The following is a 22,357-nucleotide window of genomic DNA, read 5'->3' on the forward strand; positions in this document are numbered from 1 at the left end:
CGTCGACCGACGGGGTCCGGGCGTGGGCGAGGCGGCCGCCCCGAACGGGGTCCTGACATGGGCGAGCCGTCCGCCCCGAACGGAGTCCGGGCCGGCGGGCGCGCGCCGCCGGCATGCCCCGGAGCGGGCCGGGGCAGCACGTCGTGGTCTTGATCCGACCGCCCCCACGACCGCCGCCACGACCGGGCCCACGACCGGCCGACGGGCGGCGGCGCCCGTGTCCGGGCAGCGGCTCACCTCACCCGCGCGGCCCGAATCTCCCCCCGTACAAGGCATTCCGGATACGAGCCGTGTCGGGTAACCGCCATGCGGGGAACCCGTCACCTCAAGCCTCACTCGGCGATCCGTGTACCTGCCAGGCTGCAGCTGCACCCGACATGTTCACGGTTTCGAGTGGGAGATTCATGCGCTCCATCACGCGTACAGCCCTGGGCGCGGCAACCGCCGCCGTCCTGGCCGTCACCACGGTCGCACCGTCCGTTGCGGCGGACACCCCGCCTGACGGTGCCTCGGGCAAGAGGCCCGTCGTCGGCAGCGGGTCCGCCGCGACCGGCGGCAAGCAGGTGACGGTCACCCTCGTCACCGGCGACAGGATCCTGGTGACCACGGACCCGTCCGGTCGCAGCTCGGCGGCGGTCCTGCCCCGTGAGGACGGCACGCAGCCGACCGTCCAGACCCGTCAGACGGGCAAGGACCTCTACGTCTACCCGGAGGGCGCCACCGAGGCGATCGCCGACGGCACGGTCGACGAGCAGCTGTTCAACGTCACCGGGCTCATCCGCCAGGGTTACGACGACGCGCACACCGACGCGCTGCCGCTCATCGCCACCTACCTGCCCGGGGTGAACGTCCGCGACAGCGCTCCGGCGGCTCCGCGCGGAGCCGAGCGCGGGCTGAGCCTCCCGGCGGTGGACGGCGTGGCGCTCAAAGCGGGCAAGGACACCGCCGCGACCTTCTGGCAGGACATCACCGACCCCCGCTCGCGTTCCGCCTCCACGCTGAAGAAGCTGTGGCTGGACGGCAGGGTGGAGGCCACGCTGGACCGGTCCACCGCCCAGGTACGCGCTCCCGAGGCATGGGCGGCCGGATACGACGGCAAGGGCACCAAGGTCGCCGTCCTCGACACGGGTGCGGACGCCGAGCACCCGGACCTGGCGAGCCGGATCTCCGCGTCCGAGAACTTCACGGACTCCACGAGCACCGGCGACCGGCAGGGCCACGGCACCCACACCGCCTCCACCGTCGGCGGGTCCGGAGCGGCGAGCGACGGCCGTATGAAGGGCGTCGCCCCCGGCACCTCCCTGCTCGTCGGCAAGGTCCTCAACGACTCCGGCCACGGCCAGGACTCCTGGGTCATCGCCGGTATGCAGTGGGCCGTCGACCAGCGGGCCGACGTGGTGTCCATGAGCCTGGGCAACGCCTCGGCACGTGACTGCACGGACCCGGTGGCGCAGGCCGCGCAACAGCTCGCACGGAGCAGCCACTCGCTGTTCGTCGTCGCCGCCGGCAACTCGGGTCCGGGTACCGGGACCGTCTCCTCGCCCGGCTGCGTGCCCGAGGCGCTGACCGTGGGCGCCGTCGACCGCGACGACACCACGGCGGGGTTCTCCAGCCGCGGTCCGGTGGCCGCCACCCACCTCCTCAAGCCCGAGATCGCCGCCCCCGGGGTCGACATCTCGGCGGCCGCCGCGGGCGGCAGGGGCGTCTACGCCTACCGCGCGATGTCCGGCACCTCCATGGCCACCCCGCACGTCGCGGGCGCGGCGGCCGTCCTCCGCCAGGCCCACCCCGACTGGACCGCGCAGCAGATCAAGGCCGCCCTGGTCTCCTCCGCCCGCACCGGCGGGAGGATCGCCGGCGCCGACGAGACCGGCGCCGGAGTGCTCGACGTGCTCGGCGCGGTGAACCAGAAGGTGCTCTCCGCTCCCTCCGTCCGGGCCGGCAGCTACAACTGGCCGCAGGACGCCTCGGACCGCACCACCGTGCAGGTGCCCTTCACCAACACCGGTGACCGCGACCTCACCCTGAACCTGAAGGTCGACGGGGTGCGCGGCAACGACGGCAGCGAGGTCCGCTCCGGCATCGCCGAGCCGGCCCGGGGCAGGGTGACGGTCCCCGCGGGGGCCACCGTCCAGGTGCCGCTGCGGATCGATCCCACGGCCCGTCTGAAGGACTCCCAGTACGGCGCGGTCACCGGCCGGATCCTGGCCACCGGCGGTGGTGCGCACGTCTCCGTGCCCTTCACCCTCTACGTCCAGCCCGAGACGGTCACGCTCCGGGTCAAGCTCGTCGACCGCAACGGGAAGCCCGCGTCCGGCCCCTCGTCGCTGGACCTGGTCAAGCTCGACATCGACGAGGGCGAGCGCCGTGTCAACGCGGGCGCGAGCGACCAGACGTTCGGCGTGCGTCCGGGCGACTACGCCCTGAGCAGTTTCGTGACGTCGTACGGCACGGGGAACGCGGCCGAGTCCATCAGCTACCTCGCGCGGCCTCAGCTCCGGATCACCCGTGACACCACGGTCGTCCTGGACGCCCGCGAGGCCCACCGGCTGAGCCTGCGGACCGAGCGCCCCACGACGCTGGACAGCGCCACGTTCAGTTACACCCGCACCTGGGACGAGACCTGGCTCGCCTCCGGATCGCTCCTGGCGGCCCCCACCCTCCGGATCTACGCGGACGTCGAGGGACGCGCCCGGAAGGGCACCTTCGAGTTCCGGTCCACCTGGCGCGCGTCGGGCTCCGAGGGCGGCTCGCCGTACGTCTACAACCTGTCGTACCCGACCGCGGGTCCGCTGCACTCCGACCAGGTCTACCGGCCCGAGCACTCTGGGCTGGCCCGGGTCACCGAGACGTGGAAGGCCATGGGCAAGGAGAGCGACTACGTCGACGCCCTGTTCATCCGCCCCGGCGGCGGTGACAGCGCCTACCTTCCGGTCACCCCGATGGGCAAGGTCCACGCGCCCACCACCCGCACGGCCTACTACACGGCCGGCGACGACGCCTGGTACCACGGCGCGATGACCAGCTTCCCGTTCGCCGCCTTCATGGGCGACCAGGAGCGCACCTACCGGCCCGGCCAACGGAGTTCGGAGGAGTGGTACGGCGGCCCGCTGCGGCCGGCCGCGCCGCGCGACGCCGACGGCGGGCTCATGCTGGCTGCCGAGCGGCAGGGCGACCTCATCGGCTTCCAGAACGCGCTCTGGCTCGACGGCTCCGGTGACCACTGGACCTACGGGGGATCGTTCGGCGACCTCGGCAAGCTGGTGCTGAAGCGCAACGGCGAGCAGATCGCCACGAGGGTCGATCCGTACGGCGTGTTCAAGGTGCCGGACGAGGACTCCGCGTACGAACTCACCCAGATCCTGAACAAGATCCCGTCCGCGGACCGGAACTGGCTGCGCTCCACCGCCGCCACCACCACGTGGAGCTTCCGCTCCCACCGGGAGCCGGAGGTCTACTCCCGCGGTCTGCCGATGCTCACCCCGGTCTACGACCTGCCGGTGGACGGCATGAACACGCTGCCCGCCCGGAGCGGGATCGAGGTCGGTCTGTCGGCCGAGGGCCACGCCGGGTACGCCCCCGGCACGATCACGGCGGCCACGCTGTCCTACTCGTACGACGGCGGCGCCACCTGGACCGAGGCGCCGACCCGGCAGACGGACGGCAGGTGGACGGCCGTCCTCGACCACACCGGCGCCACCGGAGCGCAGGTCATGACGAAGGCCGTCCTCACCGACGCCCACGGCAACGCGGTCACTCAGACCATCACCCGCGCCTACGACGTCCGGTAGTTCCACGACCCGTCCGGGCGGCCGCCGACAGGGCGGCCGCCCGGACGGCCGTCCGCCGCCGTCCCGATGACGGCCGTCTAGGGGCGACCACGCGATCGGGACGGTGGCGGACGAAAGGCTAAAATCACCGCATGCACGACAGAGTCCATGATCCGTACGTCCGAGTCCGCGGCGCCCGTGAGCACAACCTCGCCGGGGTGGACGTCGACATCCCCCGGGACGCGCTCGTCGTGTTCACGGGTGTCTCCGGCTCCGGCAAGTCGTCCCTGGCCTTCGGCACGATCTACGCGGAGGCCCAGCGCCGCTACTTCGAGTCGGTCGCCCCGTACGCGCGGCGGCTGATCCACCAGGTGGGGGCACCCTCGGTAGGCGAGATCACGGGACTCCCGCCTGCGGTCTCCCTGGAACAGCGCAGGTCCTCGCCGAACGCCCGCTCCTCGGTGGGCACGGTCACCACCCTCTCCAACTCCCTCCGGATGCTGTTCTCACGGGCCGGCCGTTACCCGGCGGGCGCCGAGCGGCTCGACTCCGACGCCTTCTCCCCCAACACCGCCGCGGGCGCCTGCCCTTCGTGTCACGGCCTCGGCAGGATCCACGAGACGAACGAGGAACTCCTCGTCCCGGACGCCGGCCTGTCCATCCGTCAGGGCGCGATCGCCGCCTGGCCGGGCGCCTGGCAGGGGAAGAACCTGCGGGACATCCTCGACGCGCTCGGATACGACGTCGACCGGCCGTGGCGCGAGCTCGCCGCGAAGGACCGGGAGTGGATCCTCTTCACGGACGAGCAGCCCGTCGTCACCGTTCATCCGGTGCGGGACGCCGACCGTATCCAACGCCCCTACCAGGGCACGTACATGAGTGCCCGTCGTCATGTCCTGCGTACGTTCTCCGACTCGAAGAGCACGTCGCTGCGCGCGAAGGCCGAGCGCTTCCTCACCAGCGCGCCCTGCCCGGTGTGCGGCGGAGGGCGGCTGCGGCCCGAGGCCCTCGCGGTGACCTTCGGAGGCCGGACCATCGCCGAGCTCGCCTCGCTGCCGCTGACGGCACTGTCCGGGCTCCTGTCCACAGCGGCGAGGGAGACGGCGCCGGAGGACGAGGAGACCGCACGCGTCCTCACCGAGGATCTGGTGGCCCGGATCGCGACCGTGACCGAACTCGGCCTGGGCTACCTCAGTCCGGACCGCTCCACCCCCAGCCTCTCCAACGGCGAGCTCCAGCGGCTGCGGCTCGCCACACAGCTGCGCTCGGGGCTCTTCGGTGTGGTGTACGTCCTCGACGAGCCGTCCGCCGGGCTGCACCCGGCCGACACGGAGGCCCTGCTCGTGGTCCTCGACCGGCTCAAGGCCGCGGGGAACTCCGTCTTCGTCGTCGAGCACCACCTGGACGTCGTCCGGCACGCCGACTGGCTCGTGGACGTCGGCCCGCGCGCCGGGGTGCACGGCGGGCGGGTGCTGCACAGCGGCCCGCCGAGCGGACTGGCGGACGTCGAGGAGTCGGCGACCCGCCGCTTCCTCTTCGACCGGCCGCCCGCGCCCGCGCGGGAGGTCCGTCCACCGGCCGGCTGGCTGCGGACGGGGCCGGTCACCCGGCACAATCTGCGGGCGGTCGACGCGGCCTTCCCGGTAGGGGTGCTGACGGCCGTCACCGGTGTCTCCGGCTCCGGGAAGTCGACGCTCGTCGGCGCGCTCACCGAGGAACTCTCGGGGGTGGGGCGTCTGGTGACGGTGGATCAGCGGCCGATCGGCCGGACCCCGCGCTCCAACCTGGCCACGTACACGGGCCTGTTCGACGTCGTGCGCAGACTGTTCACGGAGACCGAGGAGGCGCGGGCACGCGGCTACAAGGCCGGCCGCTTCTCCTTCAACGTCCCCGGCGGGCGCTGCGAGACCTGCCAGGGCGAGGGATTCGTCTCCGTCGAGCTCCTCTTCCTGCCCAGTACGTACGCGCCCTGCCCCGACTGCCACGGCGCGCGCTACAACCCGGAGACCCTCCAGGTGCGGCTGCGGGGCCTCACCATCGCCGAGGTCCTCGGTCTGACGGTCGAGTCGGCCGCCGCCTTCTTCGACGACGTCCCCGCCGCGGCCCGGAGTCTGCGCACCCTGCTCGACGTGGGCCTCGGGTATCCGACGCTCGGCCAGCCGGCCACGGAGCTGTCGGGCGGCGAGGCGCAGCGGATCAAGCTCGCCTCCGAGCTCCAGCGGCCGCACCGCTCCCCCACGGTGTACGTGCTCGACGAGCCGACCACGGGTCTGCACCCCGCGGATGTCGAGGTGCTGATGCGCCAGCTCCACGGTCTCGTGGACGCCGGTCATTCGGTGATCGTCGTCGAGCACGACATGGACGTCGTCGCCACCGCCGACTGGGTCGTCGACCTCGGGCCCGGTGGCGGTGACGAGGGGGGCCGGATCGTGGCCGAGGGGCCCCCGGACCGGGTGGCGCGGGCGGCGGAGAGCCGCACCGCGCCGTATCTGGCCCGGTCCCTGGGGATCACCGGACGGAGCTGAGGTCCGTCCGGCGGGGTCAGGCCGCGGTGTCGAAGGTGTAGTGCGGCGTGTGGTCGAGCATGTCGGCCGGGGTCACGTCGTTCCACGGGCGCATGGTGTCGCGGAGGTCGACGACGTTCGCCGTGCCCGCCGCCGGCAGGTACGGGGACCGGGGGTGGCGGGCCTGCCAGTCGGCCCACAGCTTGTCGATGAAGGCGTGGTGCATCCAGAACACGGGGTCGTTCGGGGAGACTCCGGTGCCCATCTGGCCGCCGACCCAGACGTGGACGCGGTTGTGGAGGTTGACGCCGCGCCATCCCTCCAGGTGGTTGCGGAAGCCGTCCGACGAGCTGTTCCACGGGGCCGTGTCGTAGGTCTCCATGGCGAGCACGGAGTCCACCTCGGCGCGGGTGGGGAGCTGGCGGCCGCCCGCTCCGAGGTCGCGCCGGAGGTAGTCGCGGCCGTCGACGCGGACGGTGATCGTCCAGCGGTTGCCGCTGCGGGCGAACGCGCCGTCGAGCACCTGGCCGTCGCGGGCGCGCCCGGTGCCGCCGAGGAAGTCGGGGGCCCAGAGCGAGGAGCGGGAGGTGCGGTCGGCCGTCCAGTCCCAGTAGGGGAGGGCGACGGTCGCGTCGACGGACTGCAGGGCCTGCTCGAACTCTATGAGGAAGCGTCGGTGCCAGGGCAGGAACGACGGCGAGCGGTGGCCGACGCGGTCGCCGTTGTCGGTGTCGCTCATGATGAAGGCGTTGTGGGTGGTGACGAAGGTGTCGTACCGCCCGGAGCGCTTGAGCTCCAGCAGGGCGTTGATGAAGCGTCGCTTCTCGTCGGCGGTGAGGGCGGCCTGGTTCTTGCGTACGGTCATGGTGGTGCGGCTCCTGGAACGATCAGCTGAGGGTGAGGGGTACGAGCGGGGCGCCCTGGAGTTCGCGGACGGCCGCGCGGGCGAGTGCCTTGGGCGTGGCGACGGGCTCGTAGTGGTTGATGACGCTGATCCAGGTGCCGTCGGCGTTCTGCATGACGTGCAGTTCCTCGCCGTCGATGGTCACGGAGTAGCCGCCTCCGTGGTGCCCCCCGTGGTGGCCGCCGTGTGCGGGCCCGCCCTTGATGCGGCGGCCCTGGTAGACCTCGTCGAAGGACGTCGGGCCGGCCGCGGGAACGGCGGGGCGGGGAGCGTCGGCGACGGCGGAGCCGGCCAGGGCGATGCCTGCGGCGGCGCCCGCGGCGCCGGCCGCGACGCCGAGAGCCCGGCGGCGGGTGATGTTGGACATGGAACCCCCAAATGGTCTGTGCGACCGGGGGTTTGGTCATATGCCCCCGGCAGCACCCATCAGTACCCGGGGGTTCGGGCGCGGCGGAAATCGCCGACGGCCGGTTGGCCGCGAAGTGGACAACTTGTCGTGAAAAGTACAGATTTGAACGGAGTTGATCTTGCTGTCCACGCGGACGGGGACACCCCGAAGCGAAAATCTTACGGAGAAAGTGATCATTTTGTGAATGATCTTTCGCTCCGGGGTGGGATGTGTGGCGGAGCCCACGCCCTCAGACTGTCCTGATCCGGACTCAGCCCCGGGCCGCCTTCCTCCGCGCCCGCAGCCACTCCTTGTTCATCGCCGAGATCGACGGCAGCGGGATCCCCTTGGGACAGGCCGTCGCGCACTCGCCCGTCAGCGTGCAGCCGCCGAAGCCCTCCGCGTCCATCTGGGCCACCATGTCGAGGACCCGGGTCTCGCGCTCGGGCGACCCCTGGGGCAGTACGTTCAGATGGTTGACCTTGGCCGAGGTGAAGAGCATCGCCGAGCCGTTGGGGCAGGCCGCCACGCACGCTCCGCAGCCGATGCACTCCGCGTGTTCGAAGGCGGAGTCCGCGTCCGCCTTGGGGACGGGGGAGGCGTGGGCCTCCGGGGCCGCGCCCGTGGGGGCCGTGATGTAGCCGCCGGCCTGGATGACCCGGTCGAAGGCGGAGCGGTCGACGACGAGGTCCTTGACGACGGGGAAGGCGGAGGCCCGCCAGGGCTCGACGTCGATGGTGTCCCCGTCGTGGAAGGACCGCATGTGGAGCTGGCAGGTGGTGGTCCGCTCGGGCCCGTGGGCGTCGCCGTTGATGACGAGGCTGCACGCTCCGCAGATGCCCTCACGGCAGTCGTGGTCGAAGGCCACGGGGTCCTCGCCGCGCAGGATGAGGTCCTCGTTGAGGGTGTCGAGCATCTCCAGGAAGGACATGTCGGCGGAGATGCCGTCCACGTCGTAGGTGGACATCGCGCCGGGGGTGTCGGCGTTCCGCTGGCGCCAGACGCGCAGGGTGAGCCTCATGCGTAGCTCCGCTGGGTGGGGTGGACGTACTCGAAGGCGAGGTCCTCCTTGTGGAGGACGGGGGACCCGCCGGTGCCGCCGAACTCCCAGGCCGCCGCGTACGAGAACTCCTCGTCGCGGCGCGCGGCCTCGCCGTCCGGCGTCTGGGACTCCTCGCGGAAGTGACCGCCGCAGGACTCGGCGCGGTGGAGCGCGTCGAGGCACATGAGCTCGGCGAGCTCCAGGTAGTCGACGATCCGGTTGGCCTTCTCCAGGGACTGGTTGAACTCCTCGCCGGTGCCGGGAACCTTGATCCGGCTCCAGAACTCCCGGCGGATCTCCGGGATCCGGGCGAGGGCGGTGCGCAGGCCGGCCTCCGTGCGGGCCATCCCGCAGTACTCCCACATGAGTTCGCCGAGTTCGCGGTGGAAGGAGTCGGGGGTGCGGTCGCCGTCGACGGCGAGGAGGAGGTTCAGCCGGTCCTCGGTCTCGGCCAGCACCTCCCGGACGGCCGGGTGCTCGTCGGTGACGGGCTGGGCGTGGGGGTGACGGGCGAGGTAGTCGTTGATCGTCGCGGGGAGGACGAAGTAGCCGTCGGCGAGGCCCTGCATGAGGGCGGACGCGCCGAGCCGGTTGGCCCCGTGGTCGGAGAAGTTGGCCTCGCCGACGGCGAAGAGGCCGGGGACGGTGGTCTGGAGGTCGTAGTCGACCCAGAGCCCGCCCATCGTGTAGTGGACGGCGGGATAGATCCGCATCGGGACCTCGTACGGGTTCTCCGCGGTGATCCGCTCGTACATGTCGAAGAGGTTGCCGTACCTCTCCTCCACCGCCCTGCGGCCCATCCGCCGGATCGCGTCGGCGAAGTCGAGGTAGACGCCCTGCCCGCCGGGGCCGACGCCGCGGCCCTCGTCGCAGACGTTCTTCGCGGCGCGGGAGGCGATGTCGCGGGGGACGAGGTTGCCGAAGGAGGGGTAGATCCGCTCCAGGTAGTAGTCGCGCTCGTCCTCGGGGATCTCGGCGGCGGGGCGGGTGTCGCCCTCGGCCTTCGGGACCCAGATCCGGCCGTCGTTGCGCAGCGACTCGCTCATCAGGGTCAGCTTGGACTGGTGGTCGCCGGTGCGCGGGATGCAGGTGGGGTGGATCTGGGTGAAACAGGGGTTGGCGAAGTACGCGCCGCGCCGGTGGGCCCTCCAGACGGCGGTGGCGTTGGAGTTCATCGCGTTGGTGGAGAGGTAGAAGACGTTGCCGTAGCCGCCGCTGGCCAGGACCACCGCGTCCGCGTAGTGGGTGGAGATCTCTCCCGTGATCAGGTCGCGGGCGACGATGCCCCGGGCCCGCCCGTCGACGACGACCAGGTCGAGCATCTCCGTACGGGCGTGCATCTCCACGTTTCCTGCGGCGATCTGCCGGGACAGGGCCTGGTAGGCGCCGAGGAGCAGCTGCTGTCCGGTCTGGCCGCGGGCGTAGAAGGTACGGGAGACCTGGACGCCGCCGAAGGAACGGGTGTCGAGGAGTCCGCCGTACTCGCGGGCGAAGGGGACGCCCTGGGCGACGCACTGGTCGATGATCTCGACGGAGATCTGGGCGAGCCGGTGGACGTTGGACTCGCGGGCGCGGAAGTCGCCGCCCTTGACGGTGTCGTAGAAGAGGCGGTGGATGGAGTCGCCGTCGTTGCGGTAGTTCTTGGCGGCGTTGATGCCGCCCTGGGCGGCGATGGAGTGGGCGCGGCGCGGTGAGTCCTGGAAGCAGAACTGGACGACGTGGTAGCCCTGTTCGGCCAGGGTGGCGCCCGCGGAGCCGCCCGCGAGTCCGGTGCCGACGACGATGATCCGGTGCTTGCGGCGGTTGGCCGGGTTCACCAGCTTCGCCTCGAAGCGGCGGGTGTCCCAGCGTTCGGCGACGGGTCCGGCGGGGGCCTTGGTGTCGGCGAGCGGGTCGCCGGTGGTGTAGGCGGCGTATTCGGTGGGTCCGGTGGAGTTCATGGATCAGCTCACCACTCCGGTCATGACGGCGACGGGGACGGAGACGAAGCCCGCGGTCAGGACGAGCGCGAGGGTGTTGGCCGCGGCGCGCAGCAGGCGCTCGCGGCGGGCGTTGCCGACGCCGAGGGTCTGGGCGGCGCTCCAGAATCCGTGGCGGACGTGGAGGCCGACGGCGAGCATGGCGACGATGTAGATGACGTTGCCGTACCAGGTCGAGAAGGTGTCGACGACGTTCTGATAGGGCTTGCCCTCCTCGAAGCCGCCGGGGTGGACGGTGCCGGTGGTCAGGTCGAGGATGTGCCAGACGATGAAGAGGGCGAGGATGATCCCGCCCCAGCGCATGGTGCGGGTGGCGTACGAGGCGCGCCTGCGGCGGTGGACGTACGCGGTGGGGCGGGCCCGCACGTCGCGGCGGCTGAGCTGGTACGCGCAGACGGCGTGGGCGACGACGGCGGCGAGGAGCACGATCCGGACGAGCCAGAGGGCCCACGCGTGGTGCAGCACGGGGGCGCCCATGACCCGCAGCCAGTGGCCGTAGGCGTTGAACTCCTCGGGGCCGAAGAAGACCTTCAGGTTGCCGGCGACATGGGCGACGAGATAGCCGAGCATGAGCAGCCCGCTGACGGCCATGACCGTCTTCTTGCCGAGGGTCGATGACAGGAATCCGCGTGACGGTGTGGGGGACGGCGGGCGGCCCGTCGTCCGGTCCCTCGTGGGTGCCAGAGCCATGTCCTCGACGCTAGAGCCGAAGGGCCCGAGAGGTCCAAGACATGGTCCGGCTGATCTCAATAGGCGTCGCCTATTCATGTCCTCTAGGCTGGGCCCATGCAGTTCCAGCAGCTCCTCTACTTCGTCGCCGTGGCCGAGACCCGTCACTTCACCCGGGCCGCCGAGCGCGTCCATGTCTCGCAGCCCTCCCTCTCCCAGCAGATCAAGGCACTGGAACAGGAGTTGGGCGCCGAGCTGTTCAGCCGCGCCCGGGGCAACATCACGCTCACCGACGCCGGCGAGGCCCTGCTGCCGCTCGCGCGCCGGATCCTCGCCGACACGGAGACGGCCCGGATCGAGGTGCAGGAGCTGGCCCAGCTCAAGCGGGGCCGGGTACGGCTCGGCGCGACCCCGAGCATCTGCACCGGGCTGCTGCCCGACGTGCTGCGGGCCTTCCACGACCTGCACCCCGGGATCGAGCTCCTCATCGAGGAGAGCGGCTCGCACGATCTCGTACGCGAGCTGGCCCGCGGCGCCCTCGACCTGGCGCTCGTGGTGCTGCCGCTGCCGACGCCGTCACCGGCGCTCACGACGGTCGAGCTGCTCCGGGAGGACCTGGTGGTGGTCTCCTCCCCCTCGGCGTCGGCGCCCGGCCGCCCGGTGCGGATCAAGGATCTGCGGGAACAGCCACTCGTCATGTTCCGGCACGGCTACGACCTGCGGGAACTGACCGTGGCGGCCTGCCGGGCGGAGGGCTTCGAGCCCACCTTCACGGTCGAGGGCGGCGAGCTGGACGCGGTCCTCGGGTTCGTACGGGCCGGGCTCGGGCTCGCGGTCGTCCCCGCGATGGTGGCGGCGCGCGCGGGCCGGGACCTGCGCGTCACCGCACTCGCCCGGCCGGGGCTTCGACGGACCATCGCGCTGGCGCACCGGAGCGACGTGGCGCCGCCGCGAGCGGCACGGGAACTCCAGCGGATGCTGCTGGCCTCCCGGCGGGGCGAACCCGAGAGGGCGATGGACATCGACTGAGGCGCCTCGCCCGGCCCCCACAGCCACCTCGACTCCGGCCCGCCCCTGCAACCGCCTCGGCTCGGCCCGGCCCCGTCACTCCTCCCCGTACCCCCCGTAAATCCGCGTGCGGCAGGCCGTCGGCGGCTGCGAGCATGCACCCATGGTCCACGCGCTCGAACACCTGGTCGTCCGGCACACCCGCCGTCTCCCCTCCCCCACCGGCCCCTCGGGGGACGGGGCCGCCGCCGCGCGCAGGTTCGACGCGGCACTGATGACCGCCGGGTTCAAGCTGTCGGGCGAGCTGCTGGAGCGCCTGTCGGGGTTCGCCGAGCCGACGGTCGTGGAGACCGCCGTCCGCACCCTGGCCACGGTCCGCGAACTCGTCGGCGACCATGTGCGGCACAACGTCTACTTCGTCGACTTCCCGGCCAACGTGCCGGACACCCTCGACTTCTGGACGGAGTGCTTCGCCCGGGCGGTGGGTGAGCGCGACGCCCGCGCCGGGCTGCTCCGGCGGCTGCGCGCCGGTGTGCTCGACCTGCTGAGTCTCCCCGCGTACGGCCGCTACCCGCACACGTACGAGGAGATGGTCGCGCGGCACGACGAGCTGATCGCGTCGGCCGGTGACCGGCTTACCGTGCTCCACCCCGGCGGAGAGGCCCGGGAGGAGGTCGGGGCGCTCTACCGGGCCCTGGCCGGCAGCACGACCCCGCTGGGCGCGGAGCACCTGGGGGATCTGGCGCTCCTCGCCGAGCACCACGCGCACGACCCGGACGGCCCCGAGGAGATCCCCGTCCGTGAGAACCGCGCCGTGGTCAACCGCGGACGGCTCCGGGCGGGCGCGGCTCCGTTCCTGGACACCGTCACCGATGTCCTGAGGCTCGGCTGCGCGCTCGTGGACGGCGATGTCACCCTCCGCGAGCCGACCCGGTTCCGCTCCCTGCCGCGCCGACACCGCCGGGCCCTGCTCGCGGGCCTCGACGCGCTCGTCGCCGCCTCCCCCGGCAAGCTCGCGGACGTCTCCGCGCACGGGGAGACGTGGAAGCGGCTCGGGGAGCGGCTGCACCCCCACGAGTACCCCCACTGGCCGCACGCGGCCGAGGTGTTCGCCGTGGCCAGGGGTGAGCGCAGGGCCCCGTCCTTCGACGGACGCGTGGAGGCGCTGCTGGCACGGGGGGACCTCACCGGCGCGGCGGACCTGCTGGCCTCGCACGCCCCGGGCCGGCTCTTCCGCGCCGCGGACCGGCTCCTGCGCTCCGCGGAGGAGGACGCGGAGTGGGAGACGGTCCTCGCCGCCGTGGAGCGGGCCGCGCCGCGGGTCTCGGGCCGGGTGGTCCTGTCGCTGCGCGAGCACGTCCACAACCGGGCGGGCCTGGCGGGGACGGGCACTCCCTCGCGCCGGGTCTTCGTGAACCGCGAAGGCCGGGCATGGGCCACCGCCGACACGCGGCCGCCGCTGCCGGAGGCCGTCCGCGAGCGGCTCGCGGGCCTGCTCGACGCGGAGACCCGGCGCCGCCTGCCGGACCCGGGGCCGCTGCTGATCGATCCTCAGATACTCGATGTGGCACTGCCGTTGAGCGGCCGGGCGGCCCCGGCGGGGCTCGGAGTGCTGCCGCGCGGCTCGGTCTCGCCGGTCGAGGGCGAGCTTCTGCGCTTCTTCACGTACTGGCGGGAGGAGCGGCACACCACCGACCACGACCTGTCCGCCCTCGTCCTGGACGGCGAGTACGCGACCGTCACCTGGCTCTCGTACACCGCGCTCTCCGATGTCGAGGGCGTGCACTCGGGGGATGTCACCGAAGCGCCGGACGGGGCCTCCGAGTTCATCGACCTGCGGCTGGGTGCGGTGCGCGGCACCTTCGTCGTGCCGCAGGTGCACGTCTACGCGGGCGAGGGCTTCGACGAGACGGCCGAGTGCTTCTTCGGCTTCATGCTGCGCGACACGGCACAGGAGGGACGCCCGTTCGAGCCGCGGACGGTGCGGACGAAGTCGGATCTGCGGGGCCCCGGCCGGGTCGCGCTGCCGCTGGCGTTCCGCCGCGACGAGGACGGTCGCTGGCACGCGCACTGGCTCCACCTCTACCTGCGCGGGAAGCCGTCGGCCAACCAGGTCGAGGACCACCGGGTGTCGATCGCGGTCCTGCTGCGCGGTCTGTTCGGGCGGAAGTCGCTGACGGTACGGCACCTGGTGTCGCTGATGGAGGAGTCGGGGACCCCGGTGGCGCCGTGGGACGGCCGTTCGGTGCCGCGGACGCCGGTCACCTACCTGGGTCTGGAGCGTCCCGAGGGGCTGCCCCCGGGGTCACGGGTGATCACCCCGGAAAATCTGCGCGACCTGCTGCCCGCCTGAGTGTTACGGTCGTTGCGGGGCGAGGCCATGGAGAGGCTTCCTTCTCAGCACATCATCTGCCGATATAGCCTCTCCGCTTTCCTCCCCCGTCTCTCTTCCCGGCCTCCCCGCTTCGTGCGGGGAGGCCGGTTTCGTACGTCCGGCTCTCAGACCGCGTCCGCCAGGAGCAGCGAGTGGATGCGGTCCGGGGCGCCGGGGCGGGCGTAGTACCAGCCCTGGGCCGTGTCGCAGCCGAGGTCGCGCAGCTGGCGGGCCTGTGCGCCGGTCTCCACGCCCTCGACGGTGACGGCGAGTTCCAGGCTGTGCGCCAGGGAGACGATCCCCTCGACGATCTTGAGGTCGACCGGGTCCACCGGGTGCTGCTGCATGCCCCGGGTGAAGGAGCGGTCGAGCTTGAGGACGCTCACCGGCAGACGGCGCAGGTTGGCCAGGTTCGAGTAGCCGGTGCCGAAGTCGTCGAGCGCGATGTCGACGCCCATCTCGGCGAGCTGCCGCAGGGGCTTGAGCAGGTCCTCGTCGGCGCCGATGAGCGCCGATTCGGTCACCTCCAGGCAGAGCGCACCCGGATCGAGCCCCGACCGTTCCAGGACGTCGACGGTGTCGGCCACCAGGCGCGGGTGGTGGAGCTGGGTCGGGGAGAGGTTGACGTTGATCCGCAGCGGGCCGCCGTCGGCGTGCCGGGTCTGCCAGAAGCGGGCCTGCCGCACGGCCTCCTGGAGCACCCAGCGGCCGAGCGGCACGATGAGGCCGGTGTCCTCGGCGAGCGGGATGAAGCGGTCCGGGCCGAGCACACCGTGCTGCGGGTGGCACCACCGGACGAGCGCCTCCGCGCCGTGCACACTGCCGTCGTCGAGGTGGACGAGCGGCTGGTACTCGATGAAGAACTCGCCGCGCTCCAGGGCGGTCGGCAGGGCCGTGGTGAGCCCGTGCCGGGTGATCGCGCGGGCGTCGGCCTCGGGGTCGGCGAGCTCGAAGCGGTTGCCGCCCGCCGACTTGGCCCGGTACATGGTGATGTCGGCGCTCCGCAGCACCTCGGCCGGGGTGCGCTCGCCGGCCGGTCCCTCGACCACGCCGAGGCTGCCGCGGACGGTCAGTTCGCGGCCGTCGATGCTGAGGGGGGTGGCGAGGGCCGCGAGGATGCGGTCGGCGAGTTCGGTGACATCGCGTTCGCCGCCCGCCGCGGTGGTGAGGGCGACGAACTCGTCGCCGCCGAGCCGGGCCACCATCTCGCCCGCACCGGTGACGCAGCTCTGCAGCCGGTCGGCGACCTCCACGAGCAGCCGGTCCCCGGTGGAGTGCCCGAGACTGTCGTTGATGACCTTGAAGCCGTCGAGGTCCAGGTAGCAGAGACCGAAGCGGGCGTTGTCGCCGGGCGCGAGGGCCTTTTCGAGGCGCTCGAAGAACAGGGTCCGGTTGGGGAGTCCCGTCAGCGCGTCGTGGGTGGCCTCGTACCGCAGGCGCAGATGGAGCAGGCGCCGCTCGGTGGTGTCCTCCATGAGGGCCAGCTGGTACTGGGGGGTGCCGTCGGCGTCGCGGAGCAGCGAGACGGTGAGGTTGGTCCACAGAACCGTTCCGTCGCCCCGGTAGTACGGCTTCTCCACGCGGTAGGACTCGCGCTCGCCGCGGACGAGTTCCTCGTACAGCTTCCAGACGTGCGGGCCGTCCTCCGGGTGGACCCACTCGCTGACCTTCCGGCTGCGCAGCGGGCCCTCCATTCCGCCGAACATGCGGGTGAGGGTCTCGTTGACCTCCAGGACGTTGCCGTCGAGGTCGGCGATGCCGATCCCTATCGCCGCCCCGTCGAAGACCGCGCGGAAGCGGCTCTCGGTGGCGTGCAGGGCGATCTCGGCGGCGCTGCGGGCGGAGAGCGCGGAGCGGGCGATGGCCTCCTGCTCGGAGCGGGTCCGCTCGCGCAGGGCCTGGGCGTAGCCGGTGGCCATGGCGTGCTGGAGCCGGGCGCAGCGGGCCCGGAGCTCCTCGGCCGGGAGCTCCGACTCCGTACCGCAGTAGAGCACCAGGTAGGAGTCGACGACCCCGAGGCTGCGGCCGAGGGCGTCCGGGTCGGTGCAGTGGGCGGCGACGAGCGCCGCGCCGGCGCGCTGGGCCGGGGCCGTGTCGAAGGGCCGGGCGTGCAGCGCGTCGTTCAGGGTGCGCGCGAGCGGCAGCAGATGCACCTCGAACTCGGTACGGGTCAGCGAGGTGGCGGTCACCGGGAAGATCGCGCGGCTCCAGATGGTGACGAACCGCCTGAGTCTGTCCTCGGGGCCGTCGGCTTCGGCAACGCCGCCGGACGGCTGAGAAGGGACCTTCACGCCTTGCGCCCCACCCCTGCGAAACCGGAGAAGGCGTAGGGATCCTCCTCCTCGACCGGGCTCTCCGGTCGCCATTCGGGCATCGGGACGAGGCCGGGATCGACCAGCTCCGTGCCCTCGAAGAAGCGGGTGATCTCGGCGCCGGAGCGCATCACCAGCGGGCTGCGGATGTTCCGGTAGACCCCGACGGTGCCGCCGGCCTGTTCCTGGGAGAGCGGGATGCCCTCGTACGAGGCGTGGGTCAGGACGAGGAGGCTGCCGGGCGCGAGCGCGTCGAGGAGTTCGGTGACGGCCTCGTACGGCCGGTCCTCGTCCTCCAGGAAGTGCAGGACGGCGACGAGGAGCAGCGCCACCGGCCGCTCCAGGTCGAGGAGTCGGGTGACCTCGGGACTGTGCAGGATGTCGGCCGGCTTGCGCAGGTCGGCGGCGACGACCGCGGCGCCCTCGTCGCCCTCGAGGACGGCGCGGCTGTGGGCCACGGCGACCGGATCGTGGTCGACGTAGACGACGCGCGCGGCGGTGTCGGCGGCACGGGCGACCTCGTGCACGTTGCCGAACGTGGGTATGCCGGATCCGATGTCCAGGAACTGCGTGACGTCGTTGTCAACGGCGTGGCGGACGGCACGCCTCATGAAGGCACGGTTCGCCTGCATGATCTTGGGCAGACCAGGCATGAACTCCATGGCCTTGCGCGCCGCTTCCCGGTCCACTTCGAAATTGTGCGAGCCGCCCAGATAGAAGTCGTACATACGGGACACGCTCGGCACCGAGATGTCGATACCAGGCGGAGCCCAGGCGGGACGCTCCATCAATGTCTCCAACAAGTCGCCATGGGGGATGCGGCCATGTGTTCGCGGCCGGTGTTCGAGGTGAGGCTACTGATCGCCCGCCGAGAGAGCGAGTAGAAACGGAAATTCGCGGTCCGTTCTTGGTCACACGCCATTGGCACGTGCTCTCGCAGCGAAGAGTTCACGCCTTCAGGCTGTGCAAATTCACGTGCATATGAGTGTGCGTCGGCTCTTCGGCCGCGTGCGGCACCCCGCGGTGGACGCCCAGGGCCCGCCCGTACCTCGGCTGTTGCCGCCGGAGGGGTCTGGTCGCCGGTGCAGGATGCCCCGTTCTCCTTCCCGTCCGACAGGGCGACAACCGGACAGTTATCGATCCGAGGCCGGAACGGACCTCCTCCGCCGTCTCCCGGAATCCATCTGCCCCGCGATACCCGGGCATTGAGCCCCGCCGAACCGCCCGGGCCCGCCACGTGCGAGGCGAAACGTCAAACCGGATCGTCGGAAGATCCGCTCCATCCGGCGAATCCCGCTCGAATCCGCCCCGGCGCCCCACAACTGTGATCAAGCTCGACGGCGTGTCTCTGTACGGATCACTCCTCGCGCGGCCGCTGGCGGCCCTCGGACTGGTGTGGCTGCTCGCCACCCCGGTGCCCGCCGCCGCGGACGCCTGCGCCTACGCCTCGACCGGCCAGGGCGGCTCCCACGTCGCGGTGGCGATCGCCGGCGACGGCCACGGCCACGGCGGCTCAGGGAAGGGCAAGGGCCACGGGAAGGACCACGGGAAGGGTCACGGGAAGGGAAAGGGCAAGGGTCACGACCATCACCACCACCCGAAGCCCTGCCCCACCGAGCCACCTCCGCCGTGCCCGTCCCCCACGCCCGAGCCGACGCCCACGCCATCCCCGACACCCACGCCTTCCCCGACGCCGACGCCCGAACCACCGTCCCCCTCCCCGACGCCCTCGCCGAAGCCGGAGCCGCCTCCGCCGCCCACCCCTGCCCCACCCCGGCCCGTGCCGAAGCCACCGGCCACCAGGCCCGCACCCCGCCCGGAGCCACCGCCGCCCGCGCCTCCGACCACGAGGCCGCCGGAGCCCGCGGCCGCCCCGCCACCGCCACCGCCGCCGAGCCCGAGCCCGACGCCTCCTCCCACCGTGCGCCCCCGGCCCCCGGCGCCCGGCCCCGTGGCGCTGCCCCACTACCGCCGCGCCACGCGTGCCGAGCCGAAGAGCGGCACCTCCGTCGTCACCGCGACCCTCATGATCACCGCGCCCGCGGTCCTCGCGACGGCCATCCTGCGCGCCCGGTCCAAGTGACGCGCCGCCCGCCGGCCCTTCACCTCTCTGAATCCCACAGGAGGAATCCATGTCCGAATGGCTTGTTCTCACCCTTGCGATGGCCGCGGCGTGCGCCGTCGTGCTCACGATCGTCGTCATCAACAACCGCCGGATCACCGAGGACGACGATCCGAGCGAGACCCCGGACGTCATCGAGTACATGACGATGATGATCGGCGTCATCTACGCGATCGTCCTCGGTCTCGCCATCGCCGGCGTCTGGGAGGCCCGCGGGGCCGCCCAGGAGACCGTGCGTCAGGAGGCCCAGGCGATGCACGAGATCTCGGCCCGCGCCGAGGTGTACCCGCAGGCGGTCCGTGAGCGCATCCGCGCCGACGTCGACGCGTACGTCACCTATGTGGTCGGCGACGAGTGGACGTACATGTCCGAGCACGGCGAGCTGAGCGAGGAGGGCACCGCGCTCCTGGAGAAGGTGCGGCGCAGCGTCACCGACTACCGGCCGGCCGACGACTTCGAGGGACAGGCGTACCAGCCCCTGGTCGATCAGGTGGCGGCGGCCGACGACGCCCGGGGGGCCCGCGGGCAGAACGCGGGGGCGACCATGCCGGGGGTCGTGTGGTTCGGCCTGATCATCGGCGCCCTGGTGACGGTCGGCCTGATCTTCACCCTGCAGATCCGCAGAACCGGACGCGAACTGCTGCTCGCCGGGCTCTTCAGCGTGCTGATCGCGTTCCTGCTGTTCCTCATCTGGGACTTCGACGCGCCGTTCGGCCGGGGGATCTCGGCCACCGCCGCGCCGTTCACCGATCTGTTCCCGCACCTCACACCATGACGCGACACGGCCGTGTGGGCCGGTCGAGGGACATCCGTGCCCCATTCGCACGTCTGGGATCGCGGCTGTGATAGTGCGCTCCTAGCGTGTCCGGCATCGAGGTGTACGCACGGTCTTTCGCGGAAACCCCCTTTCGCGGCTGCCCCTCGGGACCCGGAGGATTCACCATGCGCGCGATACGTGCCGCATCGACAGCCCTGCTGGGGGCGGCCGCCCTCGCCCTGGCCGCCCCCGTCGCCTTCGCGGCGGACGGTGCCCCCGCACCGAACCCGCGGGCAGCGCGGGCCAAGGCACCGGGCGATTTCGTCGTGTCGCCCTCGCTCGTCGCCCCGGGCGGACGGGTGACGCTCAGCGCCCCCGGCTGCGCCAGTACGGCGACGGCCTCGGCCGGCATCTTCGACACCGTCACCATCGCACCGGGCTCGGCGGCCATCGCCACCGTGGACGCGGACGCCCGACGAGGCGCTGTGTACACGGTGGCGTTCAACTGCACCGGCGGGATCACGGACACCGTGACCCTGACGATCAGCGGCACGCCCACCGCCGCCCCGACGATCAGCTCCACCATCCTCACTCCCCCACGTGGCGTGCAGGGTGGTCTCGGCGGTTCGGTGGGCGGCGTCGAGCCGCTCGAACTGGCAGCGGGCGGTGCGCTCGTGCTCGCCGCGGCCGTCGGCGGGGTGTACGTGGTGCGTCGCCGCTCCGGCGCGGCCCGCCGCCACTGAGCGGCGGTCGTTCCTCGTGACCGGTGGGTGCCGGGCGTCCGTGGACGCCCGTCGCCCCCGGGTCCCGGACGGGACTCGGGGGCGACGGGCGGAGCGGGCCGACCGGGAGGTTCGACCGGTCAGACCCCCGCACCGGTCATACGGCGACGACGGACGATGAAGAGCCCGCCACCGAGCGCGGCGGCGGCGACCAGGCTGCCGCCGACGGCCATCTCCGTGGAGCTGGGGGCCAGCGAGCCGCCGAGGCCGCCCTGGGCGCCGCGGCCCGGGAGGACCCGGAACGGCTCCGTGACCACGTTGGAGCCGCCGTTGCACCTGACGGCCAGGTTGTAGTTGCCGGGAGTGGCGTTGTTGTAGACGCGGGCGACGGCGGTGGAGACGCCGTTGCCGCCCGAGAGGGTGGCGTCCGGGAAGGCGTTGGACGTGACCGTGCCGCCACGGTTGCAGCCCCTGGCGGTGATCGTGAGCGTCGACCCGGGGTGGACCTCGAAGGGGCTGACGGTGACGTTGCTCGGGGTGTTGTTGGAGCCACCGCTGAGCACAGTGCCCGAACCGTAGGTGGCGGCGGCGAGGGGGGCCGAAAGGCCGACCGCCGCGATCGCGGTGGCGGTCACCGCCAGAGTGCGTGCAGCACGCATGGTTGAACCTCCAGTGGAAGACGCCCCAAAGCGGTGCTCCGGGAGTTTCGACGAGTACGCCTTCCATGACGAACCATCACAAGTCAGGGCGAGCTCTGCATTTCGGCACTGGGCCACCCCGGTGAGGCGACACGCCCGGAATCGACCCCTCGGAGGAGGAAGAAGCGCAGGTCAGAGCGGACCGGGTCGCTTATCTGACGATTACTCGGATGGGTCAGCCCCGTGTCACCCACCTGTCGGCAGCCCGCCTCCCCGGGCACCCACGGGGTGCGGGAGGCCCGGGACACGAGGACAGGGGGACGGGGGCGCGCTCCCGTGCCCACTCCCGTACCCGGTCCGACACCCGTCCGGCAGCGGGGTCCCACCCGTTCGCACCGCTCGGCGCGACGGCCCGTCGGGTCGCCTTTACCGTTCTGTCCGACGCCACGAAGGGAGAACCATGCCCCCGAAGGACTTCCGCGTCTTCGAGCGTAGGAGACGCCAACCCTGGGGCGTCCTGGCCCTCGCCATGCTGTCCGGGATCGCGATGATGCGCAACGGAGCGGACGTCGCGCTCGGGCCTCCGCAGCCCGCCGCGGCGGCCCGTCCGGTGGCGCGCCCCGTCACCCCGCCGCAGGACGGGGCGACCGAGGGTCTGGAGCCGCTGCCCTTCGCCCCGGCCTCCCGGATCAAGATCCCGGCGATCCAGGTCGCGGCCCCGATCATGGACGTGGGCCTCGACCCGGACGGCTGGGTGGCGGCCCCGCCGCCCCAGGACGCCAACCTCGCCGGCTGGTACCAGAACGGGATCTCCCCCGGCCAGCGCGGCACCGCGGTGGTCGTCGGCCATGTGGACAACGCGCAGGGGCCCGCGGTCTTCTACGGCCTGGGGTCCCTGGAGAAGGGGCAGCACATCGAGGTCGAGCGGTACGACGGCCGGATCGCGGTCTTCGAGATCTACGGGCTCGAGGTGTACTCGAAGGACAACTTCCCCGGCGTGCAGGTGTACGCCGACACGGGTGCGCCCGAGCTGCGGGTCATCACGTGCGGCGGCGGCTACACACGGGCGCGTGGCTACGACGGGAACGTCGTCGTGTACGCGCGCATGATCGGCTCCCGCTAGAAGGCCCGGACGGGTGCGGCGAAGGGCCCCGGCACCTCGGGTGCC

17 protein-coding genes are annotated in these 22,357 nt (G+C 72.1%); 8 read left to right on the top strand and 9 right to left on the bottom strand.

What is annotated here, in order from left to right; genetic code table 11:
* Positions 1-404 precede the first annotated feature (404 nt).
* Entirely contained in the window at positions 405-3,791 is a 3,387-nt protein-coding gene (locus tag IE311_RS24235) for a S8 family peptidase (protein WP_189833903.1), read from the top strand.
* A 131-nt stretch (positions 3,792-3,922) separates the two neighbouring features.
* Positions 3,923-6,295, top strand: a complete 2,373-nt coding sequence (locus IE311_RS24240; protein WP_189833904.1) for an ATP-binding cassette domain-containing protein — start codon at positions 3,923-3,925, stop codon at positions 6,293-6,295.
* A gap of 16 nt (positions 6,296-6,311) precedes the next feature.
* Here IE311_RS24240 and melC2 read toward each other — a convergent pair whose 3' ends face one another.
* From melC2 to IE311_RS24265, 5 genes are all read right to left on the bottom strand, one after another.
* Positions 6,312-7,139: a tyrosinase MelC2 gene (gene melC2 / locus IE311_RS24245; RefSeq protein WP_189833905.1), complete on the bottom strand. Its 828-nt coding sequence runs from the start codon at positions 7,137-7,139 to the stop codon at positions 6,312-6,314.
* Between the two features lie 22 nt (positions 7,140-7,161).
* Positions 7,162-7,545, bottom strand: a complete 384-nt coding sequence (gene melC1 / locus IE311_RS24250; RefSeq protein WP_189833906.1) for an apotyrosinase chaperone MelC1 — start codon at positions 7,543-7,545, stop codon at positions 7,162-7,164.
* Between the two features lie 292 nt (positions 7,546-7,837).
* A complete protein-coding gene (locus tag IE311_RS24255; protein WP_189833907.1) occupies positions 7,838-8,587 on the bottom strand; it encodes a succinate dehydrogenase/fumarate reductase iron-sulfur subunit in 750 nt (249 codons plus the stop codon).
* Positions 8,584-10,548 (bottom strand): fumarate reductase/succinate dehydrogenase flavoprotein subunit, encoded by a 1,965-nt coding sequence (locus tag IE311_RS24260; RefSeq protein WP_189833908.1) that lies wholly within the window; start codon positions 10,546-10,548, stop codon positions 8,584-8,586. Before IE311_RS24260 ends, IE311_RS24255 begins: the two co-directional genes overlap by 4 nt.
* Before the next feature lie 3 nt (positions 10,549-10,551).
* A complete protein-coding gene (locus tag IE311_RS24265) occupies positions 10,552-11,277 on the bottom strand; it encodes a succinate dehydrogenase (protein ID WP_189833909.1) in 726 nt (241 codons plus the stop codon).
* A gap of 96 nt (positions 11,278-11,373) precedes the next feature.
* Here IE311_RS24265 and IE311_RS24270 point away from each other — a divergent pair, with 96 nt between their 5' ends.
* Positions 11,374-12,285, top strand: coding sequence for a LysR family transcriptional regulator (locus tag IE311_RS24270; RefSeq protein WP_189833910.1), 912 nt, complete (start codon positions 11,374-11,376; stop codon positions 12,283-12,285).
* Between the two features lie 142 nt (positions 12,286-12,427).
* A complete protein-coding gene (locus tag IE311_RS24275; protein WP_189833911.1) occupies positions 12,428-14,617 on the top strand; it encodes a TerD family protein in 2,190 nt (729 codons plus the stop codon).
* A 146-nt stretch (positions 14,618-14,763) separates the two neighbouring features.
* Here the strand turns inward: IE311_RS24275 and IE311_RS24280 are convergent, their stop codons facing one another.
* From IE311_RS24280 to IE311_RS24290, 3 genes are all read right to left on the bottom strand, one after another.
* A complete protein-coding gene (locus IE311_RS24280; protein ID WP_189833912.1) occupies positions 14,764-16,929 on the bottom strand; it encodes a putative bifunctional diguanylate cyclase/phosphodiesterase in 2,166 nt (721 codons plus the stop codon).
* A complete protein-coding gene (locus IE311_RS24285) occupies positions 16,926-17,738 on the bottom strand; it encodes an SAM-dependent methyltransferase (protein WP_189833913.1) in 813 nt (270 codons plus the stop codon). Before IE311_RS24285 ends, IE311_RS24280 begins: the two co-directional genes overlap by 4 nt.
* Positions 17,739-18,537: 799 nt before the next feature.
* A complete protein-coding gene (locus IE311_RS24290; protein WP_189833914.1) occupies positions 18,538-18,870 on the bottom strand; it encodes a hypothetical protein in 333 nt (110 codons plus the stop codon).
* Position 18,871: 1 nt separating this feature from the next.
* Here IE311_RS24290 and IE311_RS24295 point away from each other — a divergent pair, with 1 nt between their 5' ends.
* The 3 genes from IE311_RS24295 (at position 18,872) to IE311_RS24305 (ending at position 20,572) form a co-directional block, all read left to right on the top strand.
* On the top strand, positions 18,872-19,033 hold the full coding sequence (locus tag IE311_RS24295; protein WP_189833915.1) for a hypothetical protein: 162 nt from the start codon (positions 18,872-18,874) through the stop codon (positions 19,031-19,033).
* A gap of 49 nt (positions 19,034-19,082) precedes the next feature.
* Positions 19,083-19,847, top strand: coding sequence for a bestrophin-like domain (locus IE311_RS24300; protein WP_189833916.1), 765 nt, complete (start codon positions 19,083-19,085; stop codon positions 19,845-19,847).
* A 167-nt stretch (positions 19,848-20,014) separates the two neighbouring features.
* On the top strand, positions 20,015-20,572 hold the full coding sequence (locus IE311_RS24305; protein ID WP_189833917.1) for a hypothetical protein: 558 nt from the start codon (positions 20,015-20,017) through the stop codon (positions 20,570-20,572).
* A 119-nt stretch (positions 20,573-20,691) separates the two neighbouring features.
* Here the strand turns inward: IE311_RS24305 and IE311_RS24310 are convergent, their stop codons facing one another.
* Complete coding sequence (locus IE311_RS24310) at positions 20,692-21,210, bottom strand: hypothetical protein (protein WP_189833918.1); 519 nt, start codon at positions 21,208-21,210, stop codon at positions 20,692-20,694.
* Between the two features lie 439 nt (positions 21,211-21,649).
* Here IE311_RS24310 and IE311_RS24315 point away from each other — a divergent pair, with 439 nt between their 5' ends.
* Positions 21,650-22,312 carry a class F sortase gene (locus IE311_RS24315; RefSeq protein WP_189833919.1) on the top strand — a complete coding sequence of 221 codons (663 nt, stop codon included), beginning with the start codon at positions 21,650-21,652 and terminating at the stop codon, positions 22,310-22,312.
* The last annotated feature ends 45 nt before the right edge of the window (positions 22,313-22,357 follow it).

Origin of the sequence: Streptomyces zaomyceticus (assembly GCF_014656215.1) — a bacterium.
GTDB classification, from domain to species: Bacteria; Actinomycetota; Actinomycetes; order Streptomycetales; family Streptomycetaceae; genus Streptomyces; species Streptomyces zaomyceticus.

Coding starts and splice junctions, on each gene's coding strand:
- IE311_RS24310 (WP_189833918.1), bottom strand. CDS start 21,210: ATGCGTGCTGCACGCACTCTGGCGGTGACCGCCACCGCGATCGCGGCG.
- IE311_RS24270 (WP_189833910.1), top strand. CDS start 11,374: ATGCAGTTCCAGCAGCTCCTCTACTTCGTCGCCGTGGCCGAGACCCGT.
- IE311_RS24305 (WP_189833917.1), top strand. CDS start 20,015: ATGCGCGCGATACGTGCCGCATCGACAGCCCTGCTGGGGGCGGCCGCC.
- melC1 (WP_189833906.1), bottom strand. CDS start 7,545: ATGTCCAACATCACCCGCCGCCGGGCTCTCGGCGTCGCGGCCGGCGCC.
- IE311_RS24240 (WP_189833904.1), top strand. CDS start 3,923: ATGCACGACAGAGTCCATGATCCGTACGTCCGAGTCCGCGGCGCCCGT.
- IE311_RS24260 (WP_189833908.1), bottom strand. CDS start 10,548: ATGAACTCCACCGGACCCACCGAATACGCCGCCTACACCACCGGCGAC.
- IE311_RS24255 (WP_189833907.1), bottom strand. CDS start 8,587: ATGAGGCTCACCCTGCGCGTCTGGCGCCAGCGGAACGCCGACACCCCC.
- IE311_RS24315 (WP_189833919.1), top strand. CDS start 21,650: ATGCCCCCGAAGGACTTCCGCGTCTTCGAGCGTAGGAGACGCCAACCC.
- melC2 (WP_189833905.1), bottom strand. CDS start 7,139: ATGACCGTACGCAAGAACCAGGCCGCCCTCACCGCCGACGAGAAGCGA.
- IE311_RS24235 (WP_189833903.1), top strand. CDS start 405: ATGCGCTCCATCACGCGTACAGCCCTGGGCGCGGCAACCGCCGCCGTC.
- IE311_RS24275 (WP_189833911.1), top strand. CDS start 12,428: ATGGTCCACGCGCTCGAACACCTGGTCGTCCGGCACACCCGCCGTCTC.
- IE311_RS24265 (WP_189833909.1), bottom strand. CDS start 11,277: ATGGCTCTGGCACCCACGAGGGACCGGACGACGGGCCGCCCGCCGTCC.
- IE311_RS24300 (WP_189833916.1), top strand. CDS start 19,083: ATGTCCGAATGGCTTGTTCTCACCCTTGCGATGGCCGCGGCGTGCGCC.
- IE311_RS24285 (WP_189833913.1), bottom strand. CDS start 17,738: ATGGAGCGTCCCGCCTGGGCTCCGCCTGGTATCGACATCTCGGTGCCG.